The sequence below is a fragment of the Sutcliffiella halmapala genome, from assembly GCF_050107295.1.
GTDB lineage: Bacteria > Bacillota > Bacilli > Bacillales > Bacillaceae_I > Sutcliffiella_A > Sutcliffiella_A halmapala_A.
Genome location: NZ_JBNIKR010000006.1, coordinates 88090 through 104580, shown reverse-complemented (window position 1 = coordinate 104580; position 16491 = coordinate 88090). Strand labels below are relative to the sequence as shown.

General features: G+C 41.4%; 15 protein-coding genes. All 15 read right to left on the bottom strand.

Going from position 1 to position 16491, the window contains the following annotated elements; all coding sequences use genetic code 11:
• Positions 1–142: 142 nt before the first annotated feature.
• The 15 genes from ACQCT5_RS11575 to yfmF all read right to left on the bottom strand — a co-directional run bounded on the left by ACQCT5_RS11575 (position 143) and on the right by yfmF (position 16455).
• The gene (locus ACQCT5_RS11575; RefSeq protein WP_499641994.1) at positions 143–1009 is read right to left on the bottom strand and encodes a 2-oxoacid:ferredoxin oxidoreductase subunit beta; all 867 of its coding nucleotides are present in this window, start codon (positions 1007–1009) and stop codon (positions 143–145) included.
• Position 1010: 1 nt separating this feature from the next.
• Positions 1011–2747: a 2-oxoacid:acceptor oxidoreductase subunit alpha gene (locus tag ACQCT5_RS11570; RefSeq protein WP_417900501.1), complete on the bottom strand. Its 1737-nt coding sequence runs from the start codon at positions 2745–2747 to the stop codon at positions 1011–1013.
• A 446-nt stretch (positions 2748–3193) separates the two neighbouring features.
• Positions 3194–4180 (bottom strand): dipeptidase, encoded by a 987-nt coding sequence (locus ACQCT5_RS11565; protein WP_499641992.1) that lies wholly within the window; start codon positions 4178–4180, stop codon positions 3194–3196.
• A gap of 44 nt (positions 4181–4224) precedes the next feature.
• Positions 4225–4485, bottom strand: a complete 261-nt coding sequence (gene spoVS / locus ACQCT5_RS11560; RefSeq protein ID WP_009330666.1) for a stage V sporulation protein SpoVS — start codon at positions 4483–4485, stop codon at positions 4225–4227.
• A gap of 150 nt (positions 4486–4635) precedes the next feature.
• A complete protein-coding gene (locus tag ACQCT5_RS11555) occupies positions 4636–5430 on the bottom strand; it encodes a TIGR00282 family metallophosphoesterase (RefSeq protein ID WP_499641988.1) in 795 nt (264 codons plus the stop codon).
• 108 nt (positions 5431–5538) lie between these two features.
• Positions 5539–7098, bottom strand: a complete 1560-nt coding sequence (gene rny, locus ACQCT5_RS11550) for a ribonuclease Y (RefSeq protein WP_239582705.1) — start codon at positions 7096–7098, stop codon at positions 5539–5541.
• A gap of 372 nt (positions 7099–7470) precedes the next feature.
• On the bottom strand, positions 7471–8511 hold the full coding sequence (gene recA, locus ACQCT5_RS11545) for a recombinase RecA (protein WP_499641986.1): 1041 nt from the start codon (positions 8509–8511) through the stop codon (positions 7471–7473).
• Between the two features lie 241 nt (positions 8512–8752).
• A complete protein-coding gene (locus ACQCT5_RS11540; protein ID WP_499641984.1) occupies positions 8753–10006 on the bottom strand; it encodes a competence/damage-inducible protein A in 1254 nt (417 codons plus the stop codon).
• 32 nt (positions 10007–10038) lie between these two features.
• On the bottom strand, positions 10039–10623 hold the full coding sequence (pgsA, locus tag ACQCT5_RS11535) for a CDP-diacylglycerol--glycerol-3-phosphate 3-phosphatidyltransferase (RefSeq protein ID WP_499641982.1): 585 nt from the start codon (positions 10621–10623) through the stop codon (positions 10039–10041).
• Positions 10624–10726: 103 nt separating this feature from the next.
• A complete protein-coding gene (locus ACQCT5_RS11530) occupies positions 10727–11620 on the bottom strand; it encodes a helix-turn-helix domain-containing protein (RefSeq protein WP_499641980.1) in 894 nt (297 codons plus the stop codon).
• Positions 11621–11642: 22 nt separating this feature from the next.
• Positions 11643–12434: a DUF3388 domain-containing protein gene (locus ACQCT5_RS11525; protein ID WP_386637398.1), complete on the bottom strand. Its 792-nt coding sequence runs from the start codon at positions 12432–12434 to the stop codon at positions 11643–11645.
• A 333-nt stretch (positions 12435–12767) separates the two neighbouring features.
• Positions 12768–13025, bottom strand: a complete 258-nt coding sequence (locus tag ACQCT5_RS11520; RefSeq protein ID WP_386637400.1) for a DUF3243 domain-containing protein — start codon at positions 13023–13025, stop codon at positions 12768–12770.
• A 68-nt stretch (positions 13026–13093) separates the two neighbouring features.
• Entirely contained in the window at positions 13094–13810 is a 717-nt protein-coding gene (gene ymfI, locus ACQCT5_RS11515) for an elongation factor P 5-aminopentanone reductase (RefSeq protein ID WP_499641977.1), read from the bottom strand.
• 83 nt (positions 13811–13893) lie between these two features.
• A complete protein-coding gene (gene yfmH / locus ACQCT5_RS11510) occupies positions 13894–15177 on the bottom strand; it encodes an EF-P 5-aminopentanol modification-associated protein YfmH (RefSeq protein ID WP_499641975.1) in 1284 nt (427 codons plus the stop codon).
• Positions 15178–16455 carry an EF-P 5-aminopentanol modification-associated protein YfmF gene (gene yfmF / locus ACQCT5_RS11505; RefSeq protein WP_499642365.1) on the bottom strand — a complete coding sequence of 426 codons (1278 nt, stop codon included), beginning with the start codon at positions 16453–16455 and terminating at the stop codon, positions 15178–15180.
• Positions 16456–16491 lie beyond the last annotated feature (36 nt).

Here is a 16491-nt window from a genome sequence, read left to right as displayed (position 1 = left end):
TCCAACCAACAGGGGGCGAGCAGAATATAAAATTTGCTTCAAATACTTCAATACATTAACAACGAAGAAACATTCATTCTATTTTGCTTTACTATAAAAACAAAAAAGAGCCCGGACGATTGTCCAGGGCCTTTTGATTGTATTACATGAATTCTTTTACTAGCTCATTGAACTGCGCTTCATCAAGTTGAAGATCGGCTTTTGCCAGTGGCTCTTCACTGTAGTTGTGCACCAATTCCTGATAGGATTTCTGCTCTTTGTTCTGATAGATAAGACCTGTAACCAGACCATTGTGCTCCATAAGTGTTTGCATAGCAGTTACTTTACTGTGTGCATCATAGCCTTCGATATCGCTCAGTTTAGTCAGATTCTCTTTGAACCAATCATACGTATTGACCTTGTTATAGGTAACACATGGACTGAATACGTTGATCAGGGAGAATCCTTTATGTTTGATACCCTGTTCGATCAAAGAAGTTAAATCCTTCAGGTCTGTAGAAAAACTTTGGGCAACAAATGTTGCACCGGCAGTCAATGCCATTTCCATTACAGATAAAGAGGACTCGATTGACCCTTGTGGAGTGGATTTCGTTTTGAAACCTACTTCACTTCGAGGGGAAGTTTGACCTTTAGTCAATCCGTAAATTTGGTTGTCCATTACAATGTAAGTAACATCAATATTACGGCGAATTGCATGGATGGTATGTCCAAGTCCGATGGCAAATCCATCTCCATCTCCACCTGATGCGATGACAGTCAAATCTTTGTTGGCCATTTTCACACCTTGTGCAATCGGAAGGGAACGACCATGGATCCCGTGGAAACCATATGAATTGATGTAGCCGGAAATACGACCGGAACAGCCGATACCTGATACTACAGCAAGGTTTTCTGGCTCAAGTCCAACGTTAGCAGCAGCACGTTGGATGGCAGCCTGCACAGAAAAATCTCCACAGCCTGGGCACCAGTTAGGTTTTACATTATTTCGAAAGTCTTTAAACGTTGCCATCTTATAACAGCTCCTTGCATTTTGTGTGGATTTCTTTCGGTAGGAATGGATCTCCATCGTACTTCAAGAGGCTACGGATTTTTTCAGCATGACCTACATTCATTTTCAGGATGCTGGCCAACTGACCTGTAGCGTTGTATTCCACAACAATGACTTTTTTCGCCGCTTTAACCAATGGCATAACTTCCTCTGTCGGGAATGGGTGAATCAGTCGGATTTGCGCATGGTTTGCTTTGATGCCTTCTAATTCAAGACGTTCCATTGCTTCTTCGATTGTCCCTCTGGTAGAGTTGAATCCTACAAGCAATACATCCGGATCTTCATGCTTCGCATTAACATGAACAGGGTTGTTGAACTTCAAGTTGTTCAATTTACGAAGACGCTTGTCCATTTGAGCTTGACGGTTAGCCGCAACCTCTGATGGTTTACCTGTTTCTTCGTGCTCAACACCTGTTACATGGTGAATGCCGTTTTTCATACCAGGGATCACACGTGGAGATACCCCGTCTTCTGTAACTTCATAGCGCTTAAAGTAGCTCTTGTCATCAGTATCCGGAATTTCTGCATTTATATCCAGTTTACCGCGGCGGATTTCTACCTTATCAAATGCAAGAGGCTCAACTGACTGCTTGCCCAATGATAATTGCAGGTCTGTCAATAGAATAACCGGCACTTGATATTCTTCCGCAATATTGAACGCTTCCACTGTGTCGTAGAATGCTTCCTGCACTGTACTTGGAGCCATAACAACCTTAGGGATTTCACCATGTGTGCCATAGATCATGGCCATAAGATCAGATTGCTCGATTTTAGTCGGAAGACCTGTACTTGGTCCACCACGCTGCGTGTCCACGACAACAAGCGGAGTTTCCGTCATACCGGAAAGACCGATCGCTTCCATCATCAAGGACAGACCAGGACCTGCAGAGGCTGTCAACGTACGTACCCCAGCGTAGTTAGCACCTATTGCCATTGTACATGCAGCAATTTCGTCTTCTGTCTGGATAACAGTTCCACCGAACTTAGGGAGCTTTTTAATCAGGTATTCCATAATCTCGGATGCCGGAGTGATAGGATAAGCAGGCATAAAACGTGAACCCGCTGCAACAGCACCCATTGCGATTGCATCATTTCCGATCATGAACAGGCGCTTTTTGCCATCGGCTTTTTCCAACTGCATGGTCTGGACATTTTCTGCTTGTTCCTTCACAAATGCAACACCCGCACGGATTGCTTCCATGTTCTTTTCCACAATGGATTCGCCTTTTCTTCCGAAAATCTCCTGTACCACTTCACGGAAGGACTCTGCATCCAAATCAAGAATGGCGCTTGATGCCCCGACTGCAACCATGTTCTTCATTAAAGAAGTACCAAGTTCTGTAGCGATTTCTGTGAATGGTACAGCATACAATGTTGCTTTTCCATCTTCAGGAATGCTTGGCTTGAATTTCGCATCGGCGATAACCACTCCGCCTTGGCGTAATTCATGGTAGTTCACATCAATTGTTTCTTGGTCAAATGCTACTAATATATCAAGATCATCAGAAATGGAACGAACCTGTGTTGTACTAACGCGGATTTTATTGTTAGTATGTCCACCTTTAATACGAGAAGAGAAATGGCGATAGCCATATAAATAATATCCTAAACGATTTAATGCGATGGAGAAAATTTCACCAGTACTTTCGATACCTTCTCCTTGTTGCCCTCCAACTTTCCATGAAAGTTGATTGATCATGTGCCTTACACCCCTTTAATTACCTTCATTGTCAGAATTTATCATACGTATTCAATTGTAACACTATTCCCATTGCATTACTTAATTAAAAGACTCCGTTAAACACCGCAGTTGATTTCCGCACTAGGCGCAGCGACCCAAGGGGCTTGCGAGAGCCTCCTCGGCTTCGCCTGTGGGGTCTCCACTAAACGGTTCCTCCCGGAGGAGTCTTCGCTTATTGCTCCAATCAACTGCTAGTATCCATAAAATCAACTCTCTAGTTAAACAAAGCCAAATAAGGAAATATGGAATAGAAACTACTATAAAATCAGGTAAAATATGTACTAAACGCTTTCATTGTAGACCTATTTTTTTAAAAATACAAGCGTTTGATTCAATTTCTTTCAAAAAATTTGAAAATTTTATTAGTAAAATATGAAAACGTATACATCGCTGATTATTACTAATCATTTAGGGAATCTTTTAAAGAAATTCCCATAAAGAAAACCTTCCACCTCTGTATTAGAATAGTATTTTAATAACGTATTCACCAGACTTGCGTAATCTTCGTATCTGGATAATCCACTGACTGTTTTGGTGATACCGTCAAAATCCGATCCGAAACCTATATGATCGATACCGCCAAGAGAACAAATATGATCTATATGACGGATTACATCGGAAATATTGCATTCGGGATTATTGGAGAGGAATTGTGGCACAAAGGTTACGCCTAAGGCAGCATCTTTTTCAATCAGCGCTTTTATTTGTTCATCTGTCAAATTCCTTGGATTTGGACAGATATTTTTACAGTTAGAGTGGGATGCAATCACATATCGACCTATATCCAGCACTTCCCAGAATCCTTTTTCGGATAAATGGGAAACGTCCGTCCAGATAAAGTGGTCGTTGTTCTCCAAAACTACCTGCTTACCGAACGATGACAGTCCTGCCCCTCTCTCCTCGAGAATTCCATCCGCAACTGCGTTGGCATAATTCCATGTCAGACCAACAGAAGAAACTCCTAATCGGAATAGAGTCCTTAATCGTTCCAAGCTGTTGCCAATCGCATCACAGCCCTCCAATGTCAGAATGGCCCCTACCTCATCTTCCTTTAAATGCAGCATATCCCTTTTTGAGGTAACAAGCTTCATTTTTGGAAATCGCTGCAGGATATCTCTATAAAAAATATCGATCATTTCCAATGCTACATCGAACTTGGACTCCGCTCTTACAATTTCCGGTATGTAAATAGCAAAACATTGTACGCTTGCATCCGCTTTCTTTAGACCATCCCATGTAACATGAAGGTCTGTACTATCTTTGAAGGATAGATGAGGTTCTTCCCACATTCTGAATACGGTATCACAATGAGCATCAAAAATCCGCATTCGATTCTCCCACCTTTTTACAGTTATTTTTGAGTTACTAATAAAAAACAAACCCGTCTGCATTTAATTGCAAACAGGCTTTCTTTTTAATATTCTTCTGATTTTTTCTATCTTGGTTCTACAATTAATTTTATTGCAGTTCGTTCCTCACCGTCAATTAATATATCGGTAAAAGCAGGAATACATATCAAGTCCACCCCACTAGGAGCGACAAAGCCTCTGGCAATCGCTACAGCTTTTACAGCTTGGTTCAGTGCCCCAGCCCCGATTGCCTGTATTTCTGCATTCCCTCGTTCCCTTAAAACTCCTGCTAAAGCCCCTGCTACCGAATTTGGGTTAGATTTGGCTGAAACCTTTAATATTTCCATTTCTAGCTCCTCCTTAACATTTACAGTATATGGTGAAAGATCCATAGATGAATGAATTGTTAATAATTTCATTCCTACTATATTCGGGAGAAGCCAGATGTATTCCAACTTGTATCACTATAGATGTCTTAATATTCAAAAAACAAGTAGTCAATCAAAAAACGGATGGTCCTCGTTAATGATCAGTGGTTTGATGGACTTCGCCTTACCTGTTTTCATATCTACATCAAGGATGACAGCATTAAGCTGCGTTCTTCCTTCCGTCACCTCAAAACGAACTGGAAGGGACGTCATAAACCTTTTCAGTACTGCATCCCGCTCCACGCCTAATATGCCGTCATAGGGTCCTGTCATTCCTACATCGGTAATATAAGCAGTTCCTTCAGGCAATACCCGATAGTCGTTTGTCTGCACATGCGTATGCGTCCCAACGACCCCTGTGACGCGCCCATCCAAATACCAGGCAATCGCCTGCTTTTCACTAGTCGCTTCTGCGTGAAAGTCGACAAATATAAATGGCGTCCGCTTTCTCGCTTCCTCTACTAGCTCATCAGCTTTTTTGAATGGACAGTCAATTGGAGGCAAGAAAGTTCTTCCTTGTAAATTGATTACGGCAAGCTCTTTCCCGTGAAAAGGGATATAAGCGATGCCCTTCCCTGGTGTCTCACTTGGAAAATTAGCAGGGCGTATCATAAACTTCGCACTCTCTATAAACTCAAAAATCTCACGGTTATCCCACGTATGATTTCCGAGCGTCACCAGATTGGCTCCGGCAGATAAAAATCCTTGATAGATTTTTTCTGTGATTCCTTTTCCTCCTGCTGCATTCTCGCCATTGACAATGGTGACCGCAGGTTGGAATTTACTTTTTAATTTTGGCAAATATTCTTTGACCATATCTCTACCGGGAGAACCTACAACGTCTCCGACAAATAAAATTCTCAAGATTAATCGATTCCCTTCTAAATATCTTGTTAGTAATAGTTTCCCATACCTTTCGTTGATAGGCAAACCACTTTAAAGACAAACAAAAAAAGTGGTGCAAGCACCACTTTATTTTGCATATTCTACGGCTCTTGTTTCACGAATCACCGTTACCTTGATATGTCCTGGATAATCCAGTTCTTCTTCAATGCGTTTTCTGATGTCTCTTGCAAGACGATGTGCTTCAAGATCATCGATCGTATCAGGTTTAACCATGATACGCACTTCACGACCTGCTTGGATAGCAAATGATTTCTCTACACCTTCGTAGGATTCTGAAATTTCTTCCAGTTTCTCTAAACGACGGATATAGTTTTCAAGCGTTTCACTGCGTGCTCCCGGTCTTGCAGCTGATAAAGCATCGGCTGCTGCCACTAGTACCGCAATGATGGAAGTCGGTTCCGTATCTCCGTGGTGGGAAGCGATACTGTTGATAACAACAGGATGCTCCTTATACTTCGTAGCTAATTCTACGCCGATTTCCACGTGACTACCTTCGACTTCATGGTCAACCGCTTTTCCGATATCATGTAGCAATCCTGCACGACGAGCCAATGTTTCATCCTCGCCAAGCTCAGCTGCCATCAGACCGGATAAAAAGGCCACTTCCATCGAATGTTTCAGAACGTTCTGTCCATAACTTGTACGGAATTTCAATCGACCCAGGATTTTAATCAAATCAGGGTGTAATCCATGGACGCCGACTTCAAATGTAGTCTGCTCACCCATTTCACGGATGTATTCATCCACTTCACGTCTTGATTTTTCAACCATTTCTTCAATACGCGCAGGGTGGATACGCCCATCCTGTACTAGCTTATCAAGAGCAATACGTGCTGTTTCACGACGGATCGGATCAAAACCAGATAATATTACAGCTTCTGGTGTGTCATCGATGATCAAGTCGATTCCAGTCAATGTTTCAAGAGTACGGATATTACGTCCTTCACGACCAATGATTCGACCTTTCATCTCATCATTAGGTAAGTTAACAACGGATACTGTCGTTTCTGCAACATGATCCGCTGCGCAACGTTGGACAGCTAAAGAAAGAATTTCTCTTGCTTTCTTATCCGCATCTTCTTTTGCTCTGTTTTCGCTTTCTTTCACCATCAGAGCAATATCATGGGATAATTCGTTTTCAACACGGTCAATGATGATGTTTTTAGCCTCATCTCGTGTCAAAGCCGAAATGCGTTCAAGCTCTTCCTGCTGTTTACGCACTAATTGATCCACTTTGCTTTCTAATTCTTCAATATGCTGTTGTCTATCGTTTAAAGAATCTTCACGCCTTTCCAAAGCTACTTCACGTTTATCAAGCGATTCATCTTTTCGATCTAGATTCTCTTCTTTTTGCATTAAACGATTTTCTTGTTTTTGCAGTTCGTTTCTACGGTCACGAATTTCACGTTCAGCTTCTGTGCGAAGTTTGTGAATTTCGTCCTTAGCTTCTAATAGTGCTTCTTTCTTAAGTGATTCAGCTTCACGTTTCGATTCTTCTACAATCTGTTCAGCTGCACTCTTAGCGCCTAAAATCTTTTGCTCAGCAATAGATTTACGAACATAAAAGCCAACAACTACACCGACGAATAAGGCAAGCAAAGCGGAGATGATTGTTACAGTTTCCATTATTACACCTCCTCTTGCTATGAACTTTTTTCTTGCTAGATTTCATTGTCGGCATGTACATTGTTACAATGTGTGTCAACATACAGCTCAAAGGCTTTTTTAGCTTTTTTATAGCTCTAAAATTCTAACAAAATGTAAATTATACATACTAATTGTAAATCTGTGAAAATTTATTGTCAAGCCTGTCCTATCAAGCATTTTACCTTTTTGGTAAACTAATCCTATTTCAATCATTCAAAATAGGTATAACAGCATGGTTTTCGGCCCACAAAAAAAGTGCCTGACCGACCCTTCTGAGGCACAGTACCACTGTGCAAACAGGTACTGTGCCAGAAAAATCGATACAAGCACTTGACTTAACTAAATCGTAAATTAAAAATCGAGAAGTTCCTCTTGGTCATTTTCCTCCGGAGGAGCTGTCAATTCTTTATCAAGACCATGGTGATCACGGATTAGTTGATAGATTTCTTGTCGCACTTCCTTGTTTTCCTTCAGGAACTGCTTGGCATTCTCACGACCTTGGCCTAATCTCTCCTCATTATAGGAATACCAAGATCCGCTTTTTTGTACGATATCCAGGTCAGAGCCCATGTCAATGACCTCTCCCTCTCTGGAGATCCCTTCTCCATACATGATATCCACTTCCGCTACCTTGAATGGAGGGGCAATTTTATTTTTCACTACTTTAATTTTCGTTTTATTTCCGACAATGTCATGACCTTGCTTCAACTGCTCGGCACGACGAACCTCTAGACGCACGGAAGAATAGAATTTAAGCGCACGCCCACCTGGTGTAGTCTCAGGGTTACCGAACATGACACCGACTTTTTCACGAATCTGGTTGATGAAGATCGCAATGGTCTTGGATTTATTGATTGCACCGGAAAGCTTACGAAGTGCTTGGGACATAAGACGGGCCTGAAGACCAACATGGGAGTCTCCCATTTCTCCTTCAATTTCCGCTTTTGGAACTAGCGCTGCAACAGAATCGACTACAATGATATCAACAGCACCACTTCTAACAAGTGCCTCTGCTATTTCAAGGGCCTGTTCGCCAGTATCCGGCTGTGATAAAAGCAATTCATCTATATTCACACCCAATTTTTGCGCATATACAGGATCAAGTGCATGCTCGGCATCGATAAATGCTGCTTGTCCGCCCTGTTGCTGAACCTCAGCGATGGCATGGAGTGCAACTGTTGTTTTACCTGAAGATTCCGGGCCATAGATTTCCACTACTCTTCCTCGCGGATATCCACCGGCACCCAATGCAACATCCAATGCCAGGGAACCACTAGGCATCGTGGAGATTTTACGCTCCGCCTGTTCCCCTAATTTCATGATGGAACCTTTACCGAACTGCTTTTCTATTTGTTTTAATGCCATATCTAAGGCCGCTTTACGATCACTCATTCAATTTCCTCCTTTATATCTATGAAACTTGATAATCTATATCTATTAACTAATCTAACTATACCTCTTTTCAGTGTGTTTGGCAACTAAAAAACGAACATCCATTCGGTTTTTTTATTATTGAAAATAGAACAAAAATGATATTTTCCTTATAGCTAATAGATCATTTTATAAGGGCGAGCCGATTCAAAAAACTTTTTTCAGTTTTCATTTTTCCATAAAACAAAAGCAGCTGAGGATATCAGCTGCTGCTTTTGAATAACTCCTTTAACAGGAAATGACAACCATATTTCACTGTTCTTTGCCTGATGGAGTCCCTTCCACCTGCCAGCCTGATATGATGAACCACAGTTCTGCCATCTGGAAGGGCCAAACCTATAAATACCGTTCCTACCGGTTTCCCGTCCATCATACCCGGTCCTGCAACTCCGGTGAAGCTAACACCGATATCCGTCTTAAATAGTCTTTTTACCTGTTCAGCCATTTCTGCCGCACACTCTTCACTTACAGCACCATACTGTTCCAGTGTCTGTCCGGATACACCTAATACTTTATGTTTAATATCGTTGGTATAGCAAACGATACCTCCCTCTATCACCTCGGAGGCCCCGGTAAAGGCAGTCATCTTTTCAGAGAACAGTCCTCCTGTCAAACTCTCAGCACTGCTCAGGGTATAGTGGGAATGCTGTATTTTCCCGAAAAGGACAGAAAAAATGGTATCTTCGTCGTAACCATAAAAGTGCTCGCCCACTCTGGCTTGAATAAGTTTTTCCGTAACGCTGATCAACCTATTCGCTTCTTCTTCCGACTGGTGCTTCGCCGTCAATCGCAAGGTAACTTCGTGGTCGCCTGCCAAAGGCGCAATAGTAGGATTTGTCTGTTGCTCAATCAAATCGTCGATGTCTGTTTCAAGCTGTGATTCCCCAATTCCAAAAAAGCGCAGAACCTTTGAAACTATCTGTTCCTTCACACCAAGCTTGGAAAGGATAAATTCCCTTCCGTAGTTGAGGAACATCGGCTGTAGCTCTTTTGGAGGACCAGGCAGCAGCATGTAACTGTGATTCTGACCGGTAAGAGCCATGCCTGGTGCCATTCCATAATCGTTCGGTAACACTGTAGAACCCTCTAGAACAATAGCCTGCTTTTTATTGTTCTCACTCATCGATCTTTTTGTCTTTTGATAATAGGCTTCAATATTCGTTAATGCCTCATCGTCCATTACAAGATTCTTTTGTAAAACCTTCGAAATCGTTTCCTTGGTCAGGTCGTCCTTTGTTGGTCCAAGTCCTCCAGTGAATATGAGAAGATCGGCCCGCTTTTTTGCGGTATGTATAGCTGTGGTCAGTCTATCAGGATTGTCCCCGACTACAGTATGAAAATAAACATTGATTCCAAGTTCTGCCAATTGCTTGGAAAGAAATTGAGCGTTCGTGTTGCATATCTGCCCGAGAAGCAGCTCAGAACCTACAGCAATTATTTCTGCACTCCTAAACATTTACTTTTCTCCCCTTTATCAAACTGAAGCTTTTATTTTGACCGAAGAATAGCATCTTTATTTTTATAGAAATAGTCCCACCCTGAAACAAGGGTAAAAATGAGCGCAACCCAAAGCGCGATTGTATCAAAAGGTATGGAAATCAATTCAAAAGGTATATTATGTAATAATAAAGCTGAAACTGCAATAATCTGTGCCCATGTTTTGATTTTCCCGAGCATGTTTGCTGCGACAACTTCCCCTTCACCTGCTAACACAAGACGGAGACCTGTTACTGCAAACTCCCTGCTGATGATCAGGATGACGATCCAGGCCGGAGCCATCTGAAGTTCCACAAGAGCTATTAATGCTGCAGAAACCAGGAGCTTATCTGCTAAAGGATCCAGGAATTTCCCTAGATTGGTCACAAGGTTAAGCTTTCTTGCATAATAACCATCCACCCAATCAGTAACGGAGGCGATGATAAATATGAGGGCTCCGAATAGATGTGCATAGGGAATGGTTTCTTGTCCGATTGCCAATTCTCCTAAATCTAAAGGCGCAAGCATCAATACCATGAATACTGGAATTAATACAATTCTTGAAACGGTAATTTTATTAGGTAAGTTCACTTTCATTCCTCCAACATTCAATATTGCTTTTCCAATATACATAAATATGGGTTGTTTGTCTAATCATATGAGATTAGTGTGTACAAAAAAAGCCATCATGCCGATGACTTTATTGTTCTCCATTTGGTACAAATTTAATAGTGAATGTCTGAGTTGTTTTCTGATCAGTCGGAAATGGAAATACGAATGGCTCTCCATTAATCTTTATATCTGTCTCAAAAGTTCTACCTACTTTAAAACTAACTTCTGTTTCTTTTGACAAATCAATTTCTTTGACGTTGTCAGCTTTTTTCACCAGACCATAATAAAAATTTTTACCTTTTTCATTATCGATTTCGATCCATGTTTCACCTGGAGATGTTAGTTCCACAAGAAATTGATCTGTACCACTCAATTCCAAGGTAGCATTTGAACCACTTTTTTCTATCTCCTTTAATGTTCCATTAGCCGGAGCTTCCTCTTCAGCCGGTTTCTCTTCTTCAGCAGGCTCCTTCTCTTCCTCAACCGGAGCCGTTTCCTCTTCTTCAGGCTGGGCATCTTGATTCGGAGCATCTATTTCTGCAGGCTGCGTATCCTGTGCAGCTTGATCTGCATCGTTTCCTTCTCCACCTGCCAGGCTGATGACGACCGTATAAACGATGGCACATATTGCTACAATAGCTAAAATTGTAAATAGAATAGGCAGGAACTTCCAGGACTTGGTACTTTTTGCAGGCACTTGTTTTCTCGTTTTCACACGGGAAAGCTGTGGTAAATCCTCTTTCTCATTTACAGGTATATCATTTTTGAATTCTTCAAATATTTCTTCTGGATCGAGTCCAACCGCCTCTGCATACTGTTTGATGAATGCGCGGGCGTAAAATTGGCCAGGCATAATGGAATAGTTTCCTTCTTCCACACCTATCAAGTATCTCTTTTGAATCTTTGTTGTCGTTTGTAGATCCTCAAGGGACATCCTTTTTGCTTCACGTTCCTGCTTCAGTCTGTTTCCGAGTTCTGTCACTACCTAACACCTTCCAACATTATTAAAAATCAAAGCCTCCAAAAGGATTATCTTCGAACATATTATTAGATTGCACAACTTCATAAGTTATTTCTTCATCCTCAGAATTTCTCAATTCAATAATATAGTCAAAATCATCAAGTTTATATTCTGTATTTTGCACGAAAACATCAGGATGTTCAACCACTTTCACAGCAGATAATCTCATAATTTCCCGTATCAGCTGCCAATGCTTTTCATTTGCTCTTTTCGTAGAAACAATTCCATCAATAATAAAGAGGTTGTCCTCACTATATTCATCTTCAATCAACTGACTGCGAATCGTTTGTTTTAGCAGGGTGCTTGAAACAAATAACCACCGTTTATTCGCACAAACACTTGAGGCAACGATGGATTCTGTTTTCCCTACCCTTGGCATCCCCCTGATTCCAATCAGTTTATGCCCTTCCTGCTTGAACAGCTCTGCTAAAAAGTCAACTAGTAAGCCCAAGTCTTCCCTTACAAAACGGAAAGTTTTTTTGTCGTCTGCATCTCGTTGTATGTATCTTCCATGTCTAACAGCCAGACGATCACGAAGTTTTGGCTCTCGAAGCTTTGTTACTGTTATATTATCCATTGTATTCAGGATAGATTCAAGACGGACTATTTGCTCATTTGTATCACTTAACAAAAGCATTCCTCGTCTCGAGTCATCCACTCCATTAATCGTTACGATATTTATGGAGAGCATTCCGAGTAAAGACGCTATATCTCCAAGAAGGCCCGGCCTGTTAATATGTATCTGATATTCTAAATACCACTCTTTTTTCTCCATCAAACCACTCCCGTCCATCAAAACGTTTCGTTCACCATTGTAACTTCTATAATAGCTAATAATAAGTAAATTAGAAAGCAATTCCTTAATAATGAATAAAAATTTGAAATATATCTTTCAAAATGCATTCGGGCGTAAAAATTGTTTTTCGGGCGATAGCAGCTCCTTTTCGGGCGCAAAATTTGATTTTCGGGCGCAAATTCTTGGATATCGTGCGTAAATTCAATTTTTCGGGCGAAACCAGCTTTGCAGTGCCAAAACGGATTTCATTAATTCTTTATTTTCAACAAAGTACGCTAAAAGTGCAAAAAAAAAGAGAGGATTTAGCCTCTCTTAGTGTGAACCGTCATTTTGAACAAGCTTTACCATCATGTTAGCAATAGCATGCTGCTCTTCCGGGCTTGCCACTTTCCATAAGTCTGCCAATACGCGTTCCTGTGGATTTTTTGCTTCCACTTCTTGGGCAAGGTAGTCTCCGATTTCATATGCAAGCTGTGAAATAGCACCGTGATCCATTCCTTCGTGCTCTGCATGATTCAGACGATCACCTAAAAACCCTTTCCATTGATCCCAATTATCCAACACTGACATAATTAACTCCTCCTTCCACATATGTTCAAGAGTTAGTATGTCTTGCAGGGAAAAAAATATGCATACTCTTAATTCCATCCTCCATTAACGCCTAAAATTTGTCCCGTTATGTAGGAAGCTTTATCTGAAAGCAGGAAAGAAACAGAGTCGGCGATTTCAGAAGGATGGGCCAGTCTGCCAATCGGGATATCTTCTGCTAAAGCATCCTTATCCTCCTTAGTAAAATGGTGTAGCATCTTTGTATTTACTGCACCGGGAGCAATGGCATTAACTCGGATTCCGCTCAACCCAACTTCCTTGGCCAATGCCATGACAAAGGAATTTTGCGCGCCTTTGGTCATGGAATACAGAACTTCACATGATGCTCCAATTTCTCCCCAGATGGAAGAGATGACGACTATGTTACCTGCCTTTTTGCTGATCATATCAGGAAGGAACAACTGGATAGTTGAATATAACGATGTTATGTTAAGTTGAATCATATTCATTTTTGTCGCTTCATCTATATCTGTCATAAGTCCGTAAAAGGCCGTCCCGGCATTGTAAATGATGCAATCGGGCTTGTCGGCTATTTCACGTTTTAAAATACCCGCTCCATCCGTACTTGCCAGATCGGCTTGTATGGCCATAAGTCGATCCCTCCCGAATTTCCTTCCCAATTCGTCCACCGCGTGCCGATCCCGATTATAATGAAGATAGGTAAAATACCCTTCGTCCAAAAGATTTACAGCAATCGCTTTACCAATATCCCCGCTTGCCCCAATAATCAATGCTTTTTTTTGCAATAGATTCACCTTCATAACTTAAATTTCGATAAAAGGAAAGAAGTCGACTCAACTATACTTTTGCACAGTTGAGTCGACCGGTTTTATTTCGGTACTACCTGACAAACGGTGAAAGCCTCCTCTTTAATAAGGGCTTTCGCCACGTCAGAGAGATCCTGTAATGTGATTTTTTCCAACTGAGGGATTACTTCGAATAGATCCATTTCATTGAATGCATACCTTGTGAACTGGTTGGCAATGAACTCTGGTGAATTTAATGCCCGCAGGAAGGATCCAATTTTCTTTTTCTTTATCCGTTCCAATTCATCCTCTTTAATAGTGGAAGGATCGAGGGACAGCAGAATCTCTTTCAGCTTTTCAGCAAGTTTATCGGGATGGGCTGTATCTCCGCCAAGCATGGCAAAACCAAATCCATTTTCACCTGTGTAGTCATAGGCAAACGTTTCGTCGATAAGTCCGTCGTCGTATAGCTTTTGATAGTGATCTGAACTTTTGCCAAACAGAAGATCCAATAGCACATTGACAGTAAGTTCGTGCTTCAGAAGCTCCTCACCTTGCTTATCTGGAGTTGACTCTTTAATTCCAAGTAAGCTTTTGGAGGTATGAACATTCATCTTCAGGACTTTCTTTGCCTCGTGAACGGTGGTCGGCTCCTCTTCGAAGTGCCTTTTTATTTCCTTTGGTTCCTTGAATGTTTTCTTAGTTTGGTTATCTTTAATAAATTGCATCATTTTTTCTGTATCCATTGGTCCGACAACAAATAGCAGCATATTGCTTGGATGGTAGAACGTTTCATAGCAGGTATACAGCAGATCCTTCGTGATTTTTGCGATGGATTCCTTTGTACCGGCAATATCAATCTTCACTGGATGATGATGGAACATGCTTTCGATTAAGCCGAAGTAGGCACGCCAGTCTGCGTTATCTTCGTACATGGTGATTTCCTGGCCGATGATCCCCTTTTCCTTCTCCACTGTTTTTTCTGTGAAATATGGATTTTGCACAAAGTCCATCAATGTCTCCAGATTTTTTTCGACATTTGATGTACTGGAGAATAGATAGGCTGTTCTTGTAAAGGATGTGAAGGCATTTGCCGATGCACCTTGCTTACTGAAATCCTGGAACACATCTCCGTCCTCTTTTTCAAACAACTTGTGCTCGAGAAAGTGTGCGATTCCATCAGGTACATGCAAGTACTCGTCTACATCAATAGGAATGAACTGATTGTCGATCGAACCATACTTGGTTGTAAAGGTGGCATAGGTTTTGTGGAAGCCATCTTTAGGCAATAGGTAAACCTGGAGTCCATTATCCAAGGTTTCATGATATAGGGTTTCTGCCAGTTGGCTGAATTCTATTTTCTCCATTTATTCTGCCTCCTTTCCAGTTAAAAAGTAGATGGTATCCAGTTCGACCATCTTGGCAACCTGCTGGATCTCTTCCTTGGTGACCTTTTCGATCCCTTCGAGGAAAAGGTCTACCGGTTTATCAGCTTCTGCGACTTCATTATTATAGAGGACCTCGATTAATCCACGTGCAGTATCGATTGTTTCGAGCACCTGATTTTTAATGACAGCTTTTGTCTGTGCGATTTCTGCATCGGTATATTCCCCTTGTCTCATCGCTTCCACTTGCTTATGAATAATGTTAACCGCTTTATCATAATTGGAGAAATCAATACCGGACATTACAAGCAGCAAACCTTTATGGCTTTCTACCCTTGACGCAGCATAGTATGCCAGGCTTTCTTTTTCCCTCACATTAATGAATAGCTTGGAGTGGGAAAATCCTCCGAATATTCCATTGAAGACTTGCAGGGCATAATATAGGTCATCATTGAACGTTACATTTGTCCGATAGCCCATATTAAGCTTCCCTTGTTTCACATCTTGGCGTTCCATCACCTCATTCGGCTCTTTGGAAAGCTTTGGATGCTCGGATATTGCAGAAGATTTTTTTTCTCCTTGTTCCTCCATTGTGAAGTATTTCTCAACAAATGCCTTTACTTCCGATTCTTCAATATCCCCGACTACATAAAGATGGATGTCATCGTTTTTTAGCATCTGCTGGTAATATTCATAAAGGGATTGAGCTGTTATACCCTCTACCTGTTCGCTTTGGCCATTTGCTTGCAGGCGGTATGGCTCATCACCGCACATTTCTTCTATCAACCTTTGGCTTGCGTATCTCATCTTATCGTCATAAACAGATTGTATTCTTTGCTTCAATGCCCTTTTTTCTTTTTCTACAGTGGCTTGAACGAAGGAATCTCCTTCAACAACCGGCTGGAGGAGAACCTCACTAAGAAGCTGAATGCCTTTTTCCAAGAGAGGAGTTGTATCCTTAAGGAACTTTTCATTCGCAATTTCCAAACGAAAAGTGATGATGTGTGACTCCCCTTTTTTGCTTAGATCCACCGCCAGGCTTGCACCGTAAAGCTCATCGAGATATCCACGGAAATGCGAAGACTTGGGATGGGATTTTGTGCCGTTTTGAAGCACATAAGGTAGCAGCGCTCGAAGGGTGACATCCTCCTCGGAAAGTGGTGCCATCAATTTAAGGACTAGCGTATTTGTTTTAAATTTATCTGTTGATACATTATGAACTTTTACCCCATTGAGGGAAAATGTTCGTTCATCGATCAGCTTCAAGATATCTCCTCCTTAGATTGTATAATATTT

What these genes read in the sequence shown, in the direction of transcription:
- ACQCT5_RS11575 (WP_499641994.1), bottom strand. Translation starts at nt 1,009, where the DNA reads ATGGCAACGTTTAAAGACTTTCGAAATAATGTAAAACCTAACTGGTGC.
- ACQCT5_RS11570 (WP_417900501.1), bottom strand. Translation starts at nt 2,747, where the DNA reads ATGATCAATCAACTTTCATGGAAAGTTGGAGGGCAACAAGGAGAAGGT.
- ACQCT5_RS11565 (WP_499641992.1), bottom strand. Translation starts at nt 4,180, where the DNA reads ATGCAGACGGGTTTGTTTTTTATTAGTAACTCAAAAATAACTGTAAAA.
- spoVS (WP_009330666.1), bottom strand. Translation starts at nt 4,485, where the DNA reads ATGGAAATATTAAAGGTTTCAGCCAAATCTAACCCAAATTCGGTAGCA.
- rny (WP_239582705.1), bottom strand. Translation starts at nt 7,098, where the DNA reads ATGGAAACTGTAACAATCATCTCCGCTTTGCTTGCCTTATTCGTCGGT.
- recA (WP_499641986.1), bottom strand. Translation starts at nt 8,511, where the DNA reads ATGAGTGATCGTAAAGCGGCCTTAGATATGGCATTAAAACAAATAGAA.
- ACQCT5_RS11540 (WP_499641984.1), bottom strand. Translation starts at nt 10,006, where the DNA reads ATGTTTAGGAGTGCAGAAATAATTGCTGTAGGTTCTGAGCTGCTTCTC.
- pgsA (WP_499641982.1), bottom strand. Translation starts at nt 10,623, where the DNA reads ATGAAAGTGAACTTACCTAATAAAATTACCGTTTCAAGAATTGTATTA.
- ACQCT5_RS11525 (WP_386637398.1), bottom strand. Translation starts at nt 12,434, where the DNA reads ATGGAGAAAAAAGAGTGGTATTTAGAATATCAGATACATATTAACAGG.
- ACQCT5_RS11520 (WP_386637400.1), bottom strand. Translation starts at nt 13,025, where the DNA reads ATGTCAGTGTTGGATAATTGGGATCAATGGAAAGGGTTTTTAGGTGAT.
- yfmH (WP_499641975.1), bottom strand. Translation starts at nt 15,177, where the DNA reads ATGGAGAAAATAGAATTCAGCCAACTGGCAGAAACCCTATATCATGAA.